This is a genomic window from Paraburkholderia podalyriae, from assembly GCF_014397785.1.
In the GTDB taxonomy this organism is placed as follows: domain Bacteria; phylum Pseudomonadota; class Gammaproteobacteria; order Burkholderiales; family Burkholderiaceae; genus Paraburkholderia; species Paraburkholderia podalyriae.
Window position 1 is genome coordinate 61,034 of record NZ_VZQQ01000028.1, and the last position, 22,133, is coordinate 83,166.

Below are 22,133 nucleotides of genomic sequence, written 5' to 3' on the forward strand. Positions count from 1 at the left end.
ACGCGCGGGCCGCACGGGGTGAGGTCTCGTGGACACCGTCTTTCCTGTGAAGGAGGAGGCGCCATGATCGATACCGCGGTATGTGTCTTTCTAAATGATGGAAATATCGTGCCTCAACCGTCCCGCCTCTCACGGCACGCATGCGTATTGGCGTTTTTCTTGGCCTTTGCTGCGCTTGCGCTCCCGCTGCTACCCTCCACTGCGCATGCGACCAGCACGGCGACACACCAGGTCGTGATCAAGCGCGATGAATACGGCGTGCCGCAGATCTACGCGGACACCACGTACAAGCTCTTCTATGGCTACGGCTATGCGGTAGCGCAAGACCGCCTGTTCCAGATGGAGATGGCCAAACGCAGCACACAGGGCACGGTGGCCGGAGTGCTCGGCGAGAAATTCGAGAAGTTCGACGAGGCGACGCGCGGCAACTACTGGCCCGCGTCGATCGAACAGCAAATCGCTGCATTGCCGAAAAACGAGCGCGACATTCTCGACGGTTACGCGGATGGCATGAACGCCTGGATTGCGCAGGTGCGTGCCCACCTGGCCACGCTGATGCCCAGGCAGTTCAACGACTTCGGCTTCACGCCGTCGAACTGGAGCGCATTCGATGTGGCGATGGTATTCGTCGGCACAATGGCGAACCGCTTCTCCGACAGCACGAGCGAAGTGGACAACCTTGCGCTGCTCACGGCGTTGAAGGACAAGTACGGCGACGTACGCGGCATGGAACTGTTCAACCAGTTGAAATGGCTGGTGAATCCGGATGCACGCACGACCATCGCCCCCGACGAACGCACCTATCCGGTCAAGCTGGGCGCACAGGTGGGCAGCGGCACGCTCGCCTATACGCTGCCTCGCTACGATGGCCCGCCACCGATGGCCGAGCGCCTCGCGCGCGGTGCCGACGGCATGCTGCTCGCGCTCGATCCGGTTGCCAACCGCGACACGGTGCTGGCGCAGTATGCGGCGAGCGGCGCCAATGGTCTTGCCGGCTTTCCGACTACCAGCAACATGTGGATCATCGGCAAGCATCGTGCGCGCGGGGCGAAAGCGATCATGCTGAACGGCCCGCAGTTCGGCTGGTTCAACCCGGCATACACCTATGGCGTCGGGTTGCATGGCGCAGGCTTCAATATCGTGGGCAATACGCCGTTTGCGTATCCGTGCATGCTGTTCGGCCACAACGGCCGGATCTCGTGGGGCTCGACGGCCGGCTTCGGTGACGATATCGACAATTTCGCCGAGCGCATCGATCCTGCTCGCGCCGATTTCTACTGGCACAACGGCGCATGGGTGCAGATGGAAAAGCGCACGGAGATCATTCACGTGAAGGATGCCGCGCCCGTGACGCTCGACGTCTACCGCACCGTGCACGGCATTGTGATGCAGCGCGACGACGCCACGCATACCGCGTATGCAAAAGCGCGCGCCTGGGACGGACTCGAAGTCCAGTCGCTGCTCGCGTGGACCCATCAGGCACAGGCGCACGACTGGAAAAGCTGGACCGACCAGGCCGCGCGCCAGGCACTGACGATCAACTGGTACTACGCCGACCGTGACGGCAATATCGGCTACGCGCATACGGGCAAGTATCCGCGGCGTCGCGCGGGACACGATCCGCGCTTACCGGTGCCTGGAACCGGCGAATGGGACTGGCGCGGTCTGTTGCCGTTCTCGACCAATCCACAGATCTATAACCCGCGCAGCGGCTACATCGCGAACTGGAACAACTCGCCGGAGAAGGGCTATCCCGCATCGGACCTGTTCGCGTTCCTGTGGGGTCAGGCGGACCGCGTCGATGAAATCTCGCGGCGCATCGATGCGCACGCCACGCTGGATACCGACGACGTCTGGCAGATCCTCAAGGAAACGAGCCGCGCCGACCTGAACGTGCATCCGTTCCTGCCGTTCATCGAGCGCGCGACTGCAACGCTACCCAATGACGATCCGCGTCGCCGCCTGGCCGATTCGCTGGCGCACTGGGACGGCATCAACGACGATCCGAAAGACACTGGCAAATACGCGCAGCCCGGCTCGGCGATCATGAATGCGTGGCTCACGTCGATGCTCGGTCGAACCGTCGTGAAGGCCGTTCCCGCACCGTTTGACAAGTGGTACACGGCAAGCGGTTATGAGACAACCCAAGACGGCCCGACCGGCTCGGTGAACTTGAGTGCGGGCAGCAAGATCCTGTACGAGGCGTTGCTCGGACCGCGCTCCGGGGTGCCGCAACGCGTCGACCTTTTCAACGGCGCGCAACCTGACGACGTGATCCGCGCCGCGCTGGACGATGCATGGAAGTCGCTGTCCCAACGCTACGGCGACGACATCACTCAATGGAGAACGCCTGCTGTGACCCTGACGTTCCGCGCCAATAACTTCTTCGGCGTACCGCAGGCTGATGGGTCGGAGGCCATCCATGTTCCCGAATACCAGAATCGCGGAACGGAAAACGACCTGATTGTGTTCGGCAGCGAGGGAGCAGCAGGCAAGGTCCAGGCATCGGATGTGGTCGCGCCAGGCCAGAGCGGCTTCGTTGCACCGGACGGCACACGCTCGACGCACTACGCAGACCAACTCGAGCTGTACACGGGCTTTGGCCGTAAGGCGCTATGGCTCGACGACGCCGATGTGGTGCAGCACACGCGGCAAGTGGAGAGGCTTGACGTGGCCGAACCAAAATAGTGAGGCAGACTGAGGAAGTCTATAGTCACCCCGTCGCGACCGGCAAGCTGGCCACGACCTTCCGATGTACAAACGGCACGCGTTGGCTGAGGTATCTGTCGCGGCGGCATCCGGAGAATCGCGTCTTTCAGGGCTATTTTTATGTGTTCAATGCCCGCATATAGATTGGCCGAAAAAAACGATTGTCCAAATGCGGGCCGCGATTCCCCGTTGCGGAAGCATTCCCATGGCGAGAAGCAAGGGGACGGATGCTCGAACGGAAGGCGCCGTCGGCAGAATGGCTGTCGAAACCTGAGTCACCCCACACAGCGCTTCAAAATGAAGCTGGCGCGCCCGACAAATCGGCGGCCGCCGTCGCCTCGTCAAATGACGACTCGTCGCTCTTCAGCAGACGTTCGCCATGCGACTGCGAAGGACTAGCCCCCGAGAGTGTTTACCCTTCATGTCGAAAATCGAGAGTAGTTTGTCGCAGTCGATAATTTTCTGATTCATTGACCTTCTACTATTCGCTCACACTACTGGCGTTTTTCACCAAGGAGCGAGCGCATGAAACTGGAAAATCTGATTCGGATTGAGAATGGCGAGAAGGTGAAGCACACCTTCTCGGATGCGGAGTATGCGAGCCGCCAGGGCAAGCTGCACGCGTTGATGTCCAACGAGAATATAGATGCCGTGCTGTTCACGTCGTATCACAACATCAACTATTACGCGGACTTCCTGTACTGCTCGTTCGGCCGCAAGTACGGGCTGGTCGTAACGCCGAACAAGGTGGTGTCGATCTCGGCAAATATCGATGGCGGCCAGCCGTGGCGTCGTACGGTCGGCGACTACAACGTGGTCTACACCGACTGGCAGCGCGATAACTTCTTCCGTGCCGTGCAGCAGGAAATCGACAACAAGGGCCGCGTCGGTATCGAGTTCGATCATGTCCCCGTGGATGTGCTGGAAAAGCTCAAAGCCGCGCTGCCCTCTGTCGAATTCGTCGATATCAGCGCGCAGACGATGCGCTTGCGCATGATCAAGTCCGCTGAAGAAATCGAGGTCATCAGGCATGGCGCCAATGTGTGCGACGTGGGGGGAGCGGCGCTCGCGGCGGCGGTACATGAAGGCGTGCGCGAACATGAAGTGGCACTGGCTTCGACCCAGGCGATGGTCCGTGAAATCGCCACGCGTTTCCCCGATTCAGAGCTGATGGACACGTGGACGTGGTTCCAGTCGGGGATCAACACGGACGGCGCCCACAATCCGGTGACCACGCGCAAGGTGCGGAAGGGCGACATCCTGAGCCTGAACTGCTTCTCGATGATCGCCGGTTACTACACGGCACTGGAGCGCACGATGTTCTTCGACCACTGCTCAGACGAGCACCTGCGTTTATGGAAGGTCAACGTCGAAGTGCATGAAGCTGGGCTGAAACTGATCAAGCCGGGCGCACGCTGCAGCGACATCGCCCACGAACTGAACAGGATTTACGCGGAGTACAACCTGCTGCAATACCGCACGTTTGGCTACGGCCACTCGTTCGGTGTGCTCTCGCATTACTACGGCCGCGAAGCCGGGCTCGAACTGCGCGAAGACATCGACACGGTGCTTGAGCCGAACATGGTCATTTCGATGGAACCGATGATCATGCTGCCGCAAGGCCTGCCTGGCGCGGGCGGTTATCGCGAGCACGACATCCTGGTGGTGGGCGAGAAAGATGCCACCAACATCACCGGATTCAGGTACGGCCCGGAGCACAACATCATCAAGGCCTGACACTGACGCTTTCGGTTCAACCGGAAGACTACCTTAGCTCCGAACATTCTCGAAGCATAGGATTCGGTGACCCCGAGCGCTACGGCGGCACGGTCGCCGCCGTTCTCGTAATCGACGTCGTTTTGCCTGTGTTGCTGGAATGTCGAAAATGAGAAGCGATTTGTCGTGAATGGAAACATGTCCGCATTTTTAGGCTTCTACGATAGGTCTGATTGCGGCTGGTTCGCGTGGTATCGACATAAACAGAAACAACGGTAAGGAGGAGTATTTCCATGGAAAAAAGCGTGGTAATAGGCGAGCTGGCGTGGCCCGAATACGCGCGCCGGGTGAAAGGGCAAGCGCAGCCCGTCCTGATTCCGATTGGTGCGCTGGAGCAGCACGGCCCGCACATGTCGATGAACCCCGATGTGCTGCTGCCAAGTGCCATTGCGGTTGCAGTAGGGCGGCAAATCGAGGCGCTGGTGGCCCCCGCCATTGCGTATGGCTACAAATCCCAGCAGAAGAGTGGCGGCGGCAACCATCTGTGTGGCACAACCAGTCTGGATGGCCACACGCTGTCGTTGACGGTGAAAGACGTCCTCAAGGAGTTTGCCCGTCACGGCGCGCGGAAGGTCTGCCTTGTCAACGGACATTTCGAGAATTCCATGTTCGCCGTCGAAGGTGTCGATCTGGCGATTCGCGAGCTGCGCTGGGAAGGCATTCACGACTTTCAGGTTGTGATGCTTTCTTACTGGGATTTCGTTACTGAAGAAACGATCGCCCGGATCTATCCGGACGGTTTTCCAGGCTGGGCAGTGGAGCACGGCGGTGTGCTGGAGACATCGTTGATGCTGCACCTGCATCCACATCTGGTCGACATGTCGTGCGTACCCACGCATGGGGCGGCAAGCTTTGAGCCTTACGACGTGTTTCCGCCAATTCCGGAGTGGACGCCATCTTCCGGCTGCCTGTCATCGGCTGCGGCCGCTTCGGCGGAAAAGGGTGCGTTGCTATTCGATGTCTGTGTAGAAGGCATTTCGCGTGCACTCCGCGAAGCCTACGATGCGCGCGCTAAAGCGTCGCGCGCCTGAACCATCCATCTGGGGAACACAATGGGATACTACGATAGCCGTAACCCGCACGCCGAGGTCGAAGCCGACAAGGCGTGGAGCATCGAACAGCACGCCATCGACCCGATTCCTTTAAAGGATCGGCATGGCACTCCGGCCGAGTTGTTCAAGATGTGGATTGGTGCGAACACCAATTACGTGGTGGTCGTGACTGGCGCGCTGGCGCTGTCTCAGGGATTGTCACTGTGGCAGGCGCTGGGGGCGATTCTCGTCGGTAACCTGCTCGGCTGTTTCGTGCTGGGCCTGACCACGATCATGGGGCCGCGTACGGGCACGTCCGGCATCATGACCTCGCGCAGTTCGTTCGGGCAGTTGGGTTCCTTCCTGCCGAAGGCGGTTAGCCTCGTTTCCGCGCTCAGCTGGTTTTCGATCAACTCAGTGGTAGCCACTCAGGCACTTGAGACGTTGCTGAAGATGGGTGGCTTTCAGAGCCACGGGGTGGTCTGGGTTTCGCTAGCCATCATTCTGGCTGCGGAAATACTGCTGGCGATCTTTGGACACGCGACCATCATCGCCGCGGAAAAATGGATTGCGGTCGTGCTGGCCGTTCTGTTCGGCGGGCTGGCGGCATTCGTGTTGCCGCACACGAGTTTCGCGATGGCGTCGGCGATCAACCACGGCGGGGGGTCCATCAGTACATGGCTGATTGCGATGGGTATCATCTTTTCCTATCCGATTGGCTGGGCAAACTTCGCCTCCGACTACAGCCGCTATTTCCCTGCTGAAACCAGCTGGAAGAAGATCGTGCTGGCGGCGGGCGGCGGACAGTTCGTCGCGCTGATGTTCTGTGAGGTGATCGGCGTGCTGTTTGCAACCGCACTGGGTGGTTCGCTCGGCGACGACCCGGTCAGCCAGCTTGGCCGATTTTTGCCGACGTGGTTCATCGTGCCGCTGTTGTTTTCGATCATTCTCGGCGGTATTGCGGCGAATGTGCCCAACGGCTATACGGCTGGACTCGGTTTGCTTGCGTTGCGCATTCCAATCAACCGGATTACGTCGTTGACCATCATTGCGCTTTTCACGCTCTGTTTCCGTGTGGTGACGGTGTTCTACGGGCAATTTTTCGACATGTACCAGGTGTTCCTGAACTACATGGTCTTCTGGACTGCACCGTGGGCCGCTATCGTGATCGTCGACTACTTCATGCGTCGTGGCCGATATCAGGCGGATGCCTGGATGAAGTGGGGCAGCGGTGCGTACTGGTACGACGCAGGAGTCTTCTGGCCGGGTGTCATCGCGCTGTTGGTCGGCATCGTGGCGTCGCTCCTGTTCTCCAATTCACCGACCTATGTCAGCCCATTGATGCGCGACTACCTCGGCTGGGGCGATCTTAGCTTTGAGTTCGGTCTATTCTCAGCGGGCCTGACCTACTTCACGATGGCCCGGCGCAGCCCATACTTCCGCGCCACAGTGGACGCCGTCGCTCAAGTGGCGAGTTGAACTCGGCACGATCTTGTTTTCCTGGACCACCCGCGTCAAACCTCGACGGGATACCGTCGCCGTTGAGAAGCGCGGGTATTTTTTGACGCATCAGCTGATTTCGTCGACCACTGCAAATTCATTGAGCCAACATGTATAAAAGGTCCCTACTCGCGGTCACGCTCTTTTGCGCCTTTACAGTTTCGGCGCACGCGCAAAGCAGCGTGGCCCTCTACGGTCTGATCGATACCGGCCTGATCTACACAAACAATCAACTCGGGCATAGCAACTGGCAGGAAGTAACCAACTCGACGCAGAACACGGTGTTTGGCCTCAAAGGAACAGAAGATCTGGGCGGTGGCTTTCGCGCGCTGTTCAAACTTGAGCAATCCTTTCTTTTGAATAACGGCGCCCAGGCTTTTGCCGGTAGCGCGTTCGGTTCTCAGGCATGGGTCGGCCTGCAAAGCGATTCGTACGGCACCCTGACGTTTGGTCGCCAGTTTGACGTGATGAACGACCTGGTCGGACCGCTCACGGCCGGATACAACACGTGGGGTGGCAGTATCGCCGCACATCCGTTTGAAAATGACAACCTCGCCGCCAACTCGGTCGTCATCAACAACTCGGTCAAGTACGCGAGCCCGACGTACCACGGCGTCATGTTCGAAACGATGTATTCGTTCAGCAACAAGGCAGCCGACTTCGCGAATAACCGCTCGTACGGTTTCGGCCTGTCGTATGCCGAGGGGCCGCTAAATCTCGCCGCCGGCTACCTGCAACTGAATAACGCAGGCAACGGCGCCGGCGCGGTAACCACGGGCGATACGAGCGCGAACTTCGTCGCGGAACGCCAGCGTATCTGGTCGCTCGGCGGCAACTACACCTTCGGGGCGGCCACCGTCGGACTGGTCTGGAGCCATACGCAGATCGACAACGTGGCGGGCGTATTCTCGTTCGGCACGGGCAGCTATCTCGGCGCGAATGACAGCACTGCCGGCACCCTCGCCGGTTCGCTGCGCCTCGACAACTATGAAATGAACGCGAAGTACGCGCTCATGGGGGCGTTGAGCGTATCGGGCGCGTACATCTATACGCATGGCGCCTACAACGGCTCTTCGCCCGGGTGGAACACGGCCATGTTGCAGACCGACTACTCGATCAGCAAGCGCACAGACTTCTATCTCGAAGGTGTGTATCAGAACGTGCATGGCGCGCCAGCGGACTCCGTGCTGTCGCATGCGATGATCAACACGCTATCGCCGTCCGCGACGAACACACAAGTGGCGGTTACGGTAGGCATGCGTCACGCGTTCTGAGCGCCCGCTATTAAACGACCAGCGGCGACGTCTGCCTTGGCCTTGCCATGCAGACGCCCATTTTGACCACGTCAAAGCCTCGGGCCGCCCTCGTTATTGCGCCGCTCGCGGATCGGCGGACTTCACTGGAAATGATTGCGTGCTGGAGGTAGGATGCCAGGAATCCGTCGACCGAAGCGTTTGTGGGCGATGTAGCCTGCAGGCGAGCCGGGTCGTTGCTGACCGGAACCCGCCTATGCCAACTCGCCCTATCAAGCTCGAAGAGCGTCACGCTGACGGACTTCATGACCTCGGCGTCAGAAAATATGGATTTCTGCTGCTCGACAATTTCTCATTGATCGCACTGGGTGCCGCGGTCGATCCCTTGCGGATCGCCAACATGATCGTCGGGCGCCGTGTCTACGACTATCAACTCATCAGCGCGGGAGGAGAGTGCGTTCAATCGAGCGACGGCATCCGCGTACTGCCTGACGCAACGATCCGGGACCCCGGCTCGTTCGACGCCGTATTCGTAGTCGGGCCCAATCCGATTCCACGCAAGGGGATCGGCGCAGTGCTGGATTGGCTACGACTGCATGCGCGCGGCGGCACCGCGCTGGGCGGTCTCGATACCGGCAGTTACTTTCTGGCCCGCGCCGGTTTGCTAAACGGCTATCGGTGCACGATTCACTGGGAAGATCAGGACGTGCTGATGGGCCAGTTCCCAAAGCTCATCGTCTCCAATCGCCTCTACGAAGTGGATCGGGATCGCTACACATGCAGTGGCGGTGTCGCGCCGCTGGACCTGATGGTGCATCTGCTTGGCATGCCACCCGGCAGCCGCTCGCTTGCCGCACGCGTGCTCGAATTGCTCGTTGCAGAACGACGCAGTCACGAGCAACAGCAGCGGACATCGCTTCGCCAATACATGGGCGCAGAACATACGAAACTCGACGAGGCTTTGCAGATCATGGAGAGCAATGTCGAGGAAGCGCTCTCGGTCGCGGAGGTAGCTTCGTATCTGGGCGTCTCACAGCGCCAGCTTGAGCGCTGGTTCAACGATCGGACAGGTAAGACGCCGGCTCAGGCCTATCTTGAGATTCGCCTGCTCCGCGCCCGACAGTTGCTATACCGGACGGGCAAGCCGCTCGAAGAGGTCTGTTCACGAACAGGCTTCACATCGCTGACGCACTTCGCGACGCGTTACAAAGCACAGTTCAAGATTTCGCCCATGGCGGACCGTCGGCGATACCAGAACGCATTGTAAGGCAGCACTTGCCACACAGTTTCCTTGCTCCGGCCCACGCGCTCGATCGCTGCGTGCGGAGGCGCACGCTCGTTGAACAAGCCAATCCGACGGCAAAACGGGCTCACGGTGGTAAACCCTCAATGTCGAAATTGAGGATCGTCGTGTCGTTTTCGAAAACTTTCGAATCCACCAAACTTCTACTATTCGCTCACACCTACTGGCGTTTTTCACCAAGGAGCGAGCGCATGAAACTGGAAAATCTGATTCGGATTGAGAACGGCGAAAAGGTGAAGCACACCTTCTCGGATGCGGAGTATGCGAGCCGCCAGGGCAAGCTGCGCGCATTGATATCCAACGAGAATATAGATGCCGTGCTGTTCACGTCGTATCACAACATCAACTATTACGGGGACTTCCTGTACTGCTCGTTCGGCCGCAAGTACGGGCTCGTCGTAACGCCGAACAAGGTGGTGTCGATCTCGGCAAATATCGATGGCGGCCAGCCGTGGCGTCGTACCGTCGGCGACTACAACGTGGTCTACACCGACTGGCAGCGCGATAACTTCTTCCGTGCTGTGCAGCAGGAAATCGACAACAAGGGACGCGTCGGCATCGAGTTCGATCATGTCCCCGTGGATGTGCTGGAAAAGCTCAAAGCCGCGCTGCCCTCTGTCGAATTCGTCGATATCAGCGCGCAGACGATGCGCTTGCGCATGATCAAGTCCGCTGAAGAAATCGAGGTCATCAGGCATGGCGCCAATGTGTGCGACGTGGGGGGAGCGGCGCTCGCGGCGGCGGTACATGAAGGCGTGCGCGAACATGAAGTGGCACTGGCTTCGACGCAGGCGATGGTCCGTGAAATCGCCAGACGTTTCCCCGATTCAGAGCTGATGGACACGTGGACGTGGTTCCAGTCGGGGATCAACACGGACGGCGCCCACAATCCGGTGACCACACGCAAGGTGCGGAAGGGCGACATCCTGAGCCTGAACTGCTTCTCGATGATCGCCGGTTACTACACGGCACTGGAGCGCACGATGTTCTTCGACCACTGCTCCGACGAGCACCTGCGTCTGTGGAAGGTCAACATCGAAGTGCATGAAGCTGGGCTGAAACTGATCAAGCCGGGCGCACGCTGCAGCGACATCGCCCACGAACTGAACAGGATTTACGCGGAGTACAACCTGCTGCAGTACCGCACGTTTGGCTACGGCCACTCGTTCGGTGTGCTCTCGCATTACTACGGCCGCGAAGCCGGGCTCGAACTGCGCGAAGACATCGACACGGTGCTCGAACCGAACATGGTCATTTCGATGGAACCGATGATCATGTTGCCGCAAGGCTTGCCTGGCGCGGGCGGTTATCGTGAGCACGACATCCTGGTGGTGGGCGAGAAAGATGCCACCAACATCACCGGGTTCAGGTACGGCCCGGACCACAACATCATCAAGGCCTGAATCTAAGCCTGTTCCGGTCTCATTCGAATCACCCTGCGGCTACGGCCGCAGGCACCCCAGGATGTTGCAGGAGACGTTTCAATGTTTTCAAAGGAACAAACCATTGCCGGGTTCGATCCGGAACTGGCCGACGCGATGCGCCTCGAGCGCCAGCGTCAGGAAGATCACATCGAGCTGATCGCATCAGAAAACTACACCAGCCCGCGGGTGCTCGAAGCGCAAGGATCGGTGCTCACCAACAAATACGCCGAAGGTTATCCAGGCAAGCGTTACTACGGTGGCTGCGAACATGTCGACGTAGTGGAGTCACTGGCGATCGCGCGTGCGAAGCAGCTCTTTGGCGCAGATTATGCGAACGTCCAGCCGCATAGTGGCTCGCAGGCGAACGCCGCGGTCTATCTGGCATTGCTGACGCCGGGCGACACGATTCTCGGCATGAGCCTCGCGCACGGCGGCCATCTTACGCATGGCGCGAAGGTGTCGTTTTCCGGCAAGCTCTATAACGCGGTTCAGTATGGCGTCGATACACACACTGGTCTGATCGATTACGAAGAAGTCGAGCGCCTCGCCGTCGAACACACGCCCAAAATGATCGTGGCGGGCTTCTCCGCCTACTCGCGCGTGCTGGACTTTGCACGCTTCCGTCAGATCGCGGACCGCGTCGGCGCCTTACTCTTCGTCGACATGGCACACGTGGCAGGACTCGTGGCGGCAGGACTGTATCCGAATCCTGTGCCGTTTGCGGACATCGTCACGACGACTACCCACAAGACGCTGCGCGGCCCTCGCGGTGGGCTGATTCTGGCCAAAGCCAACGCCGGGATCGAAAAGAAGCTCAATTCGATGGTCTTTCCGGGCACCCAAGGCGGCCCGCTGATGCACGTGATCGCGGCGAAAGCCGTCGCGTTCAGGGAAGCGCTCGGCTCCGACTTTGTCGAGTACCAGAAACAGACGCTGGAGAATGCGCGCGCGATGGTTTCGGTATTCGTCGAGCGCGGCTATGACGTGGTGTCCGGCGGCACGGACGATCACCTGTTTCTTGTCGACCTGGTCGCGAAGGGGATCACTGGCAAGGACGCGGACGCAGCACTGGGTCGTGCGCACATCACGGTGAACAAGAATGCAGTGCCGAATGATCCGCAATCACCGTTCGTGACCAGCGGGATCCGCATCGGCACACCTGCCATTACGACACGCGGATTCAGGGAAGCCGATGTCGTGCTGACTGCCGCGCTCATCTGCGACGTGCTGGACAACCTGGGCGATGCCCAGGTCGAGGAGCGCGTGCGCGAACAGGTGGCGAAGTTGTGTGCGCGCCTGCCGGTATACGCTGGACTTTAACGGGAAAGCCATGAACGTCAGCACCTTCGATCTTTTCAAGATCGGCATTGGGCCCTCGAGTTCTCACACCGTCGGGCCGATGATCGCGGCTTGCCGGTTCGCTACCCGCATGCGCAACGCCGGAAAGCTCGGTGAGGTGAGCGCGATCCGGGCGGACCTGTACGGCTCACTCGGCGCCACCGGAAAGGGACATGGTACGGACAAGGCTGTACTACTTGGGCTCGAAGGGAATCTTCCCGATGCGATCGATCCCGACTACGTGGAAACCCGGCTGGCTCATATTCGCTCAACGAAGTCGATCGAAGTCGCTGGAGTCCAGCAGATTGCCTTCGACGAGAAGACGCAGATGGTGTTCCTGCGCCGCGAGGTGCTGCCGTTCCACTCCAATGGGATGCGGTTTACCGCGTTCGACGCAAACGGCAAGGTGGTCGGCGAGCAGGCCTACTATTCGGTTGGGGGCGGCTTTGTTGTTGACGATGCAGGGGAACGCCTCAACGGCCAGGAAGGTGCCACGCGGGTTCCTTATCCGTTCAGGACAGGTGTCGACCTGTTGCGCATGTGCGGCGAGAGCGGCCTGTCTATCGCAGGGTTGATGCTCGCCAACGAAGCAACCTGGCGCACGCCCGAAGCCGTGCGGCTAGGGTTGCTGAAGATCAGGGACGTGATGTCGGCGGCGATCGCACGCGGCTGTTCGATCGAAGGGCACCTGCCGGGGCCCATGAAGGTCAGGCGACGCGCGGCCGAACTCTTTCAACAGTTGAAAGCCCAGTCGGAAGAAAGCCTGCGCGATCCGCTGTCGATGATCGACTGGATCAATCTGTATGCGATGGCGGTGAACGAGGAGAACGCCGCGGGCGGGCGCATCGTGACCGCGCCCACCAACGGCGCCGCGGGGATCATCCCGGCGGTATTGCAGTACTACATGAAGTTCGTCTCAGGTTCGAGCGACGACGGCGTTGTGAGCTTCCTGCTGACGGCTGCTGCCATCGGACTGCTCTACAAGGAGAATGCCTCGATCTCCGGCGCGGAAGTCGGTTGCCAGGGCGAAGTCGGCGTCGCATGTTCGATGGCGGCCGCCGCACTCGCGGCGGTCATGGGTGGCTCACCGGAACAGGTAGAAAACGCCGCTGAAATTGGCATGGAGCACAACCTGGGCATGACCTGCGATCCGGTAGGCGGTCTCGTCCAGATTCCGTGCATCGAGCGCAATGCTATGGGGGCGGTGAAAGCGGTCAACGCCGCCCGCATGGCACTGCGCGGCAATGGCAAACACTACGTATCGCTGGATAAGGTCATCAAGACGATGCGCGAGACAGGCGCCGATATGAAGACCAAGTACAAGGAAACCTCGCGCGGGGGCCTTGCGGTCAACGTGATTGAGTGTTGAGGAGACAGATGATGAGCCGGTATTCGATATTCAGTTTGTTGCGCAACGGGTTGTCGTATCACGAGAACTGGGAGCGCGCATGGAAGAGCCCCGAACCGAAGAAGGAATACGACGTGGTGATCGTCGGCGGCGGCGGTCACGGTCTTGCCACGGCGTACTACCTCGCGAAGGAACTCGGCGTGCGTAACATTGCGGTCCTTGAGAAGGGCTGGATCGGCGGAGGCAATACCGCGCGCAACACAACGATCGTGCGCTCGAACTATCTGTGGGACGAGTCGGCCGCGCTGTACGAAAAGGCTCTCCAGTTGTGGGAGGGGCTCTCGCAGGACATCAACTACAACGTGATGTTCAGTCAGCGCGGCGTGATGAATCTCGCGCACACGCTGCAGGATGTGCGCGACACCGAACGTCGCGTCAATGCGAACCGGCTCAATGGCGTCGATGCTGAATTCCTCACCCCCGAGCAGATCAAGGAGATCGTGCCGGTGATCAACCTGCATAGCCGCTATCCGGTGCTGGGCGCCTCATTCCAGCGCCGCGCCGGGGTGGCCCGGCACGATGCGGTCGCATGGGGCTATGCGCGCGGCGCGGACCAGCATGGTGTCGATATTCTGCAGAACTGTGGCGTGACCGGCATTCGCCGCGCCAATGGCGCAGTGGTCGGGGTCGATACCGTCAAAGGCTTCATCAAGGCGAAGAAGGTCGCGGTGGTCGCAGCAGGTAACAGCAGCGTCCTCGCGGAGATGGCGGGGATCCGCCTGCCGCTTGAAAGCCATCCATTGCAGGCGCTCGTCTCGGAGCCGATCAAGCCGATTGTCAATACGGTGATCATGTCCAACGCGGTGCACGCGTACATCAGTCAGTCCGACAAGGGCGATCTGGTGATCGGGGCTGGTGTCGACCAATACACCGGATATGGCCAGCGCGGTAGTTTCCACACCATCGAAGGCACGCTCCAGGCGATTGTCGAAATGTTCCCGGTGTTCTCGCGCGTGCGGATGAACCGGCAGTGGGGCGGGATCGTCGATGTGTCGCCGGATGCGTGTCCGATCGTCAGCAAGACAGACGTGAAAGGACTGTACTTCAACTGCGGCTGGGGCACGGGGGGCTTCAAGGCCACACCGGGTTCCGGGTGGGCCTTCGCTCACACCATTGCCAACGACACACCGCATCCGCTGAATGCGCCGTTCTCGCTGGACCGGTTCTACACCGGCCATCTGATCGACGAACACGGCGCGGCAGCGGTCGCGCACTAACCAGGGAGAGATCCATGTTGCTCATTCAATGCCCCTGGTGCGGGCCGCGTGCCGAGTCCGAATTCTCGTACGGCGGCGAAGCCGAGATCGTGCGTCCACTCGACACCGAGAAGCTTACCGACAGGGAATGGGGCGAGTACCTGTTCATGCGCAAGAACACGCGTGGCTTGCACCGTGAACAGTGGAACCACGCGCAGGGATGCCGCCGCTGGTTCAACGCCGAGCGCGATACGGTGACGTACGCGTTCAGGTCGGTCAGCAAGATCGGCGTTCCGGAAGAAGGAGAATCAGCATGACCCAGCAGAACCGTTTGCCATCGGGCGGGCGCATCAATCGCGCGATCCCGCTGACGTTCACGTTTAACGGCCGCACGTACCAGGGCTTTCAGGGCGACACGCTGGCGTCGGCGCTGCTTGCCAATGATGTGCATTTCGTTGCGCGCAGCTTCAAGTACCACCGGCCGCGCGGCATCGTGACCGCGGGCGTCGAGGAACCGAATGCGCTGGTCCAGCTGGAGCGCGGCGCCCACACGATCCCGAACGCGCGCGCTACCGAGGTCGAGCTCTATCAGGGGCTCGACGCGACAAGCGTGAACGCGGAGCCGAGCCTCGAACACGATCGCATGGCGATCAACCAGAAGTTCGCCCGGTTCATGCCGGCCGGCTTCTATTACAAGACCTTCATGTGGCCGCGCAGCTTCTGGCCGAAGTACGAGCAACGCATTCGCCACGCCGCGGGTCTGGGCAAGTCGCCGGAGGTGAACGACCCGGGCCGCTACGACAAGCGCTTTGGGCATTGTGACGTGTTGATCGTCGGTGCGGGTCCAGCGGGACTGGCTGCGGCACGAACGGCGGGCGCGAGTGGCGCGCGGGTCATTCTGGTTGACGACCAGCCCGAACTGGGCGGAAGTCTGCTGTCGGGCACAGAAAAGATTGACGGCAAGCCGGCCAGCGACTGGGCGCGCGCGATCGAGGCCGAGCTTTCGGCTATGCCAGATGTGACCGTCCTTAGCCGTAGTACTGCTTTTGGCTATCAGGACCATAACCTCGTCACGGTCACGCAACGTCTGACCGACCATTTGCCCGTTTCAACGCGAAGCGGCACGCGTGAACGGTTGTGGAAGATCCGCGCGAAGAAGGTGATTCTCGCAACGGGCGCGCATGAGCGGCCGCTGGTCTTTGGCAACAACGACCTGCCCGGCATCATGCTGGCGTCGGCGATCTCGACGTACCTCAACCGTTACGGCGTTTTGCCAGGCCGGCGTGCGGTGATCTTCACAAACAACGACGAAGGGTATCGCGCCGCACTCGATCTCAAGATACACGGGGCAGACGTGACGGTTGTCGATCCTCGCGGCGCCAGCGCGGGTGCGCTGCCGCAACAGGCAGCGCGCAGCGGGGTCGCCATCGTCAACAACGCCGTTGTGATCGACGCCGGCGGCAAGGAACGCGTGCGCAACGTCACTGTTGCCCGCTATGCACAGGGACGCGTGGGGCAGCGCATTGCGACGCTCGGCTGTGACCTGGTGGGCATGTCGGGTGGCTGGAATCCCGTGTTGCACCTCTTTGCGCAGTCGGGCGGCAAGGCACTCTGGAACGACGACAAGGCTTGCTTCATTCCGGGCGCGGGGGTCCAGGAAGAATGCAGCATCGGTGCCGCGCGCGGTGCGTTCCAGCTGCCGGAGACGCTCGATGATGGCGTCAAGGCTGGTCGACGGGCTGCCCAGTTCGCGGGCTTACCAGATCCTGCCGTGCAGCAGTGGCAGGCGAAGGTCTCGAATGAACAACCGCTGTTGCCGCTCTGGCTGGTTGCGAACTTGGATAAAGCATCGCGCGGTCCCAAGCGGTTCGTTGATTTCCAGAACGACGTGTCGGCGTCTGACATTCTGCTCGCTGCACGCGAGGGCTATCACTCGGTCGAGCACGTCAAGCGCTACACGGCGATGGGTTTCGGCACTGATCAGGGCAAGCTTGGCAACATCAACGGGATGGCGATCCTCGCCCAGGCACTGGGCAAGACGATTCCCGAGACCGGCACAACGACGTTCCGGCCGAACTACACACCGGTGACGTTCGGCACGATCGCCGGGCGTGAACTCGGTGACTTTCTCGATCCGGTCCGCAAGACCTGCATGCATCCGTGGCACGAGGCGCATGGCGCGGCGTTCGAGGACGTCGGCAACTGGAAGCGCCCGTGGTACTACCCGAAAAACGGCGAGGATCTGCACGCGGCGGTAGCGCGCGAGTGCCTCGCGGTACGCAACAGCGTAGGCATTCTGGATGCGTCGACGCTCGGCAAGATCGACATTCAGGGCCCGGATGCAGCGACGCTGCTCAACTGGCTGTACACGAACCCCTGGAGCAAGCTGGAAGTCGGCAAATGCCGCTATGGACTGATGCTCGACGAGAACGGCATGGTCTTCGATGATGGTGTGACGGTGCGCCTCGGCGAACAGCACTACATGATGACCACGACCACGGGTGGCGCCGCGCGTGTGCTGAACTGGATGGAGCGCTGGCTGCAGACGGAATGGCCGAATCTGAACGTCCACCTGAGCTCCGTGACAGATCACTGGGCGACCTTCGCGGTAGTCGGGCCGAACAGCCGCAAGGTGTTGCAGAAGGTGTGTAAAGACATCGACTTCGCGAACGCGGCATTCCCGTTCATGACGTATCGCAACGGGACGGTATCCGGCGTGGCTTCGCGTGTCATGCGAATCAGCTTCTCGGGCGAGCTGGCGTACGAAGTCAACGTGCCGGCGAACTTTGGGCGCGGCGTATGGGAAGCGTTGATGAGCGCTGGGCGTGAGATTGAAATCACACCCTATGGCACGGAAACCATGCACGTGCTGCGTGCGGAGAAGGGCTACATCATCGTCGGTCAGGATACCGATGGGTCGATCACACCGTTCGACCTTGGCATGGGTGGCATGGTCGCGAAGAAGGACTGCCTCGGCAAGCGCTCGCTGTCGCGCTCGGATACACAGGGTGCGGGACGCAAGCAGCTCGTTGGACTGAAACCGGTGGACCCCCGCGTCACGCTGACCGAAGGCGCGCAGATCGTAACCACACCTGCGACACAGGGCATCACGCCAATGCTCGGCCATGTTACGTCGAGCTATATGAGTCCGATCCTGAAGCGGTCGATTGCACTGGCGGTCGTCAAAGGCGGTCTCGACAGGATGGGGCAGCGGGTTTTTGTGTCGATGTCCACCACACGTTGTGTCGAGGCCGAGGTGTGCAGTCCTGTTTTTTACGATCCGGAAGGGGTACGTCAGCATGTTGAATGATCTGGTTCAGGAGTCGCCGCTCGTCGGTATTGAAGCGCGGATTGCCGCTGCATCCGGCGGCATATCACGACGCTTCCGGTTCACCGAGCGGCCGTTCGTGACGCTTCTCACATTACGCGGCAACGGTATCGCGTTTGATGTGGCCGTGCAGCGCGTGCTGGGCGTCCCATTGCCGAAGCAATCCGGTGGTCGCGTGACGGCAGGTGAACGCGCAGTGTGGTGGATGGGGCCGGACGAGTGGCTCATCCAGTCTACCCAGGATATGGCGACTGAACTCGAACGCGCCTTGCGCGAGGCGCTTGTCGGACAATACTACGCGGTCGTCGACGTCAGTAGCGGTTACACCGTAATCGACATTTCAGGTACCCATGTGCGAGAAGTACTGGCAAGCGGCTGCCCGCTCGATCTGCATCGACGCGTGTTCGCAGACGGGCAATGTGCCAGTTCGCACTTCTTCAAGGCAGGCATCACGCTTTGTCGTGACGGGGATGACCGGTTCCAGGTCATCGTGCGGCGCAGCTTTGCCGAATACTGCTGCCTGATGCTGCTCGATGCGGCGCAGCCGTATCTTGCATAACACGCGCGGCGGTTGTCCCACGTCATACAGAGGAGATCGTTCGATGAAACATCCGGATGCAGGACTGAGCGTCGAATGGGATATCGTGATCGACCAATTGCGGGCACAGACGCGAATCGGGATCCACAATCATGAACGCGTAGCCCAGCCGGTGGTGATTGATGCGGTACTGCATTGTCGAAGTCAGGCGCTACCGGAGGAGATCGGTGAGTGCCTCGACTACGACGCGTTCTGCCGGATGCTGTGCGCTTACCTTGACGCGCAGACACACACGGACCTGGTCGAGCAACTCGCCGCAGATCTGCTGGCGTTGGCGTTCGACCGCTTCGAGATGCTCGAGGACGCCATGCTCACGCTCTACAAGCCGCACGCAGTGCGCTCGGCGGCGCAGGTGGGCGTGCGCCTGCGCTGGAGTCGTCACGACTTTCTGCGCCGGCGTGCCCACCTGGCTGCCGCACACCTCGCCGAGACCACGCACGCCTGACATATGCCACATACGGAGTCGCTATGACTGAAACCACTACGAAGCGCACGGATCACGCGCAACAGTTCGCGCTGATCGTCACCTGTCCCAGCGCGCCGGGGCAGGTCGCTGCGCTGGTGCGATTTCTCGATGAGCGCGGATGCTATATCGACGAGTTCGATGTCTTCGACGATGAGTTCACTGCCTGTTTCTTCGTGCGATGCATTTTTCATGCGGCATCGATACAGCGGCTGGACGTTGCGTCGATGCGTGAAGAATTTACGAATGTTGCTAACCGGTTCGACATGGCGTGGAAGATCCACGACATGTCAGCGAAACCCAAAGTACTGGTCATGGTGTCGAAGCTCGACCATTGCCTCGCCGACCTGCTGTTCCGCTGGCGCATGGACGAACTGAAGATGGACATTGTCGGGGTGGCCTCGAATCATCCGGATCTCGAACCTGTTGCGGCTGCAAATGGCATCCCGTTTCACCATCTACCGCTGACGGCTGACACGAAGCCGAAACAGGAGGCGCAGGTACTGGCCCTGGTAAAGCAGACTGGTGCTGAACTTGTCGTCCTCGCACGTTACATGCAGGTGTTGTCCGCCGGGCTGAGCGCATCCCTCGCCGGGCGCGCAATCAACATTCATCACTCGTTCCTGCCCGGATTCAAGGGCGCGAAGCCTTATCACCAGGCGCATACGCGCGGGGTGAAGCTGATCGGCGCGACAGCGCATTTCGTGACCGATGATCTCGACGAAGGGCCAATCATCGAACAGGTCGTGGAACGCGTCACTCACGCGTATGGCCCTGACCGGCTACTCGCAACCGGACGTGATATGGAGTGCCTCGCGCTGGCGCGCGCCGTCAAGCTTTTTACCGAGCATCGAATTTTTATCAACGGTAACCGAACCGTCGTACTTCAGTAGCAACTCGCCGGTGAAGCGGACTCAAGAGCCGCAGCCGAAAACGCAGCAATCTTATGATTCATGTTTGGAGACAACAAATGAGTAACAGGAAAGCGGTTTCAGGGCGGCAGGCAGCAGCTGGCGTCATCTCACAGGCCGGGATGCCGTCCTCGTACGCTTCTGACAATCGTCAGGCCGCGCCGGTGCCAGACGGGCGTCTGCTTAAGCGTGCGGCGATGGCCAGTTTCATCGGCAATTTTGTCGAGTGGTTCGATTACGCGTCCTATGGTTATCTCGCGACCATTATTGCGATTGTCTTTTTCCCCAAGACTAACGCTGCGACGGGGCTGCTTGCCGCTTACGCCGTATTTGCGATCTCGTTTATCGTCCGACCCATCGGAGGCATCGTCTGGGGGCATTTCGGCGACAAGATCGGGCGCCGGACAGCGCTGTCGCTGTCGATCCTGATCATGTCGGCTTCGACCTTCGTGATCGCGTTCCTGCCAACCTATGCGCAGGTTGGCGTCATGGCACCGATCCTTTTGCTGCTGGTTCGACTTATCCAGGGGTTCTCTGCTTCCGGTGAGTATGCAGGGGCATCAGCATTCCTCGCCGAATATGCGCCAGAGGGCAAGCGGGGCGTCTATACCAGCATCGTGCCGGCGAGCACGGCGGCGGGCCTCCTGTTCGGATCGATATTCGTGGCGGTTCTGCACGCTGTGCTCACGACTGAGCAGCTCCAGTCTTTCGGCTGGCGCCTGCCATTTCTGCTCGCAGCACCGTTCGGACTGATCGGACGCTACATCCGGGTGCGCCTGGAAGATACGCCGAAGTTCAAGGCACTCGAAGCGTCGCACCACGTTGCGCGCGCGCCGGTCACGGAATTGCTGACTGTACATCGCGGCAAGATGTTGATCGCGTTTGGGGTCACGTGCCTGAACGCGGTGGCGTTCTATCTGGTGCTGAGCTACATGCCCACCTACCTGTCGACCGAGATGGGGATGGGGGAAACGCAATCCTTTATTGCGGCCACCATCTCTCTTGCCGCCTACATCGGCTTCATCTTCATTATGGGGGCGCTGTCGGACCGCGTCGGTCGCAAGACGATGCTGATCGGTGCTTCGGTCCTGTTCGCCCTGTTGACAGTACCGCTTTTCAAGGGACTCGTCGGTGCCAGCTTCATGACGATCGTGCTGATCCAGATCGCGTTTGGCGCGCTGCTGACGATGAACGACGGCACGCTACCGTGTTTCCTGTCAGAGATCTTTCCGACGCGCGTGCGTTACAGCGGTTTCGCGTTCTGCTTCAACGCAGCAAACGCGTTATTCGGCGGCACGGCACCGTTCGTCGCGACCTGGTTGATCCATGCGACCGGCAGCAAGCTGGCTCCGGCGTGGTATATGGTCGGCGCGGCAGGCGTCGCTTTGATAGCCATGCTCGCGAGTCGGGAGACATCGCGCGGGCCGCTCGCCGACTGAATGCCATCGGACTGAAGTCACGCCCCGCTCGCTTCGATTGGCTCTGCCTGAGCGGATCGAAGCGAGTCGGCCGGTTGCGTCGCAGGAGGAGTTGGGCAGTAGAATTCCGAAAAAAATCGCTCATGAATGATGTGTTGAAGACGCTAGCGACGTGCGTTTGCATCTGACGCTGCCGGCCACGGGGGCAGTTGCGGGCCGACGATATCGTCTCAATCGCCTCGGTGTACTGGTGGCCCCATAAACCTTGCCATGAAGCAGACAGGAGAGCGTAGTGCCATATGTGGTGTTGGGCAGGACGCCACCGATTCATTCAATTTGACATAAAAGCAAATTGCCAACGATTTGATAAGGAATGCAGATGGAATTTCACGAATTCCAACCTGCATCGCCGACCATGAGGACGAGGCGGAATAGGTAGGTCGGGAAGTGCGCGCGGGCGAGCCGGGCCTTAGCCGT

General features: G+C 60.2%; 16 protein-coding genes. All 16 read left to right on the plus strand.

Going from position 1 to position 22,133, the window contains the following annotated elements; genetic code table 11:
* Nucleotides 1–159: 159 nt before the first annotated feature.
* The 16 genes from F6X42_RS26990 to F6X42_RS27065 all read left to right on the plus strand — a co-directional run bounded on the left by F6X42_RS26990 (nt 160) and on the right by F6X42_RS27065 (nt 21,677).
* A complete protein-coding gene (locus F6X42_RS26990; RefSeq protein WP_246530227.1) occupies nt 160–2,688 on the plus strand; it encodes a penicillin acylase family protein in 2,529 nt (842 codons plus the stop codon).
* A 546-nt stretch (nt 2,689–3,234) separates the two neighbouring features.
* Nucleotides 3,235–4,446, plus strand: a complete 1,212-nt coding sequence (locus tag F6X42_RS26995) for a M24 family metallopeptidase (protein ID WP_187637120.1) — start codon at nt 3,235–3,237, stop codon at nt 4,444–4,446.
* Nucleotides 4,447–4,718: 272 nt separating this feature from the next.
* Nucleotides 4,719–5,516, plus strand: a complete 798-nt coding sequence (locus tag F6X42_RS27000; RefSeq protein ID WP_187637121.1) for a creatininase — start codon at nt 4,719–4,721, stop codon at nt 5,514–5,516.
* Between the two features lie 21 nt (nt 5,517–5,537).
* Nucleotides 5,538–6,995, plus strand: a complete 1,458-nt coding sequence (locus F6X42_RS27005) for a purine-cytosine permease family protein (protein WP_187637122.1) — start codon at nt 5,538–5,540, stop codon at nt 6,993–6,995.
* A gap of 131 nt (nt 6,996–7,126) precedes the next feature.
* Nucleotides 7,127–8,290 (plus strand): porin, encoded by a 1,164-nt coding sequence (locus F6X42_RS27010; RefSeq protein ID WP_187637123.1) that lies wholly within the window; start codon nt 7,127–7,129, stop codon nt 8,288–8,290.
* A 235-nt stretch (nt 8,291–8,525) separates the two neighbouring features.
* Entirely contained in the window at nt 8,526–9,536 is a 1,011-nt protein-coding gene (locus tag F6X42_RS27015; protein ID WP_187637124.1) for a GlxA family transcriptional regulator, read from the plus strand.
* A gap of 227 nt (nt 9,537–9,763) precedes the next feature.
* The gene (locus F6X42_RS27020) at nt 9,764–10,975 is read left to right on the plus strand and encodes a M24 family metallopeptidase (RefSeq protein ID WP_187637125.1); all 1,212 of its coding nucleotides are present in this window, start codon (nt 9,764–9,766) and stop codon (nt 10,973–10,975) included.
* Between the two features lie 81 nt (nt 10,976–11,056).
* Nucleotides 11,057–12,316 (plus strand): serine hydroxymethyltransferase, encoded by a 1,260-nt coding sequence (gene glyA, locus F6X42_RS27025; RefSeq protein ID WP_187637126.1) that lies wholly within the window; start codon nt 11,057–11,059, stop codon nt 12,314–12,316.
* A 10-nt stretch (nt 12,317–12,326) separates the two neighbouring features.
* Nucleotides 12,327–13,703: an L-serine ammonia-lyase gene (locus F6X42_RS27030; protein ID WP_187637127.1), complete on the plus strand. Its 1,377-nt coding sequence runs from the start codon at nt 12,327–12,329 to the stop codon at nt 13,701–13,703.
* Between the two features lie 11 nt (nt 13,704–13,714).
* Entirely contained in the window at nt 13,715–14,959 is a 1,245-nt protein-coding gene (locus F6X42_RS27035) for a sarcosine oxidase subunit beta family protein (RefSeq protein WP_187637128.1), read from the plus strand.
* Nucleotides 14,960–14,973: 14 nt separating this feature from the next.
* Nucleotides 14,974–15,255, plus strand: a complete 282-nt coding sequence (locus tag F6X42_RS27040; protein ID WP_187637129.1) for a sarcosine oxidase subunit delta — start codon at nt 14,974–14,976, stop codon at nt 15,253–15,255.
* Nucleotides 15,252–18,248 (plus strand): sarcosine oxidase subunit alpha family protein, encoded by a 2,997-nt coding sequence (locus F6X42_RS27045; protein WP_187637130.1) that lies wholly within the window; start codon nt 15,252–15,254, stop codon nt 18,246–18,248. Before F6X42_RS27040 ends, F6X42_RS27045 begins: the two co-directional genes overlap by 4 nt.
* Complete coding sequence (locus tag F6X42_RS27050) at nt 18,238–18,825, plus strand: sarcosine oxidase subunit gamma (protein ID WP_187637131.1); 588 nt, start codon at nt 18,238–18,240, stop codon at nt 18,823–18,825. Before F6X42_RS27045 ends, F6X42_RS27050 begins: the two co-directional genes overlap by 11 nt.
* A 43-nt stretch (nt 18,826–18,868) precedes the next feature.
* Nucleotides 18,869–19,309: a dihydroneopterin aldolase gene (locus F6X42_RS27055; RefSeq protein WP_187637132.1), complete on the plus strand. Its 441-nt coding sequence runs from the start codon at nt 18,869–18,871 to the stop codon at nt 19,307–19,309.
* A 23-nt stretch (nt 19,310–19,332) separates the two neighbouring features.
* On the plus strand, nt 19,333–20,220 hold the full coding sequence (purU, locus tag F6X42_RS27060; protein WP_187637133.1) for a formyltetrahydrofolate deformylase: 888 nt from the start codon (nt 19,333–19,335) through the stop codon (nt 20,218–20,220).
* Between the two features lie 77 nt (nt 20,221–20,297).
* Nucleotides 20,298–21,677, plus strand: coding sequence for an MFS transporter (locus F6X42_RS27065; RefSeq protein ID WP_187637139.1), 1,380 nt, complete (start codon nt 20,298–20,300; stop codon nt 21,675–21,677).
* Nucleotides 21,678–22,133: the final 456 nt, after the last annotated feature.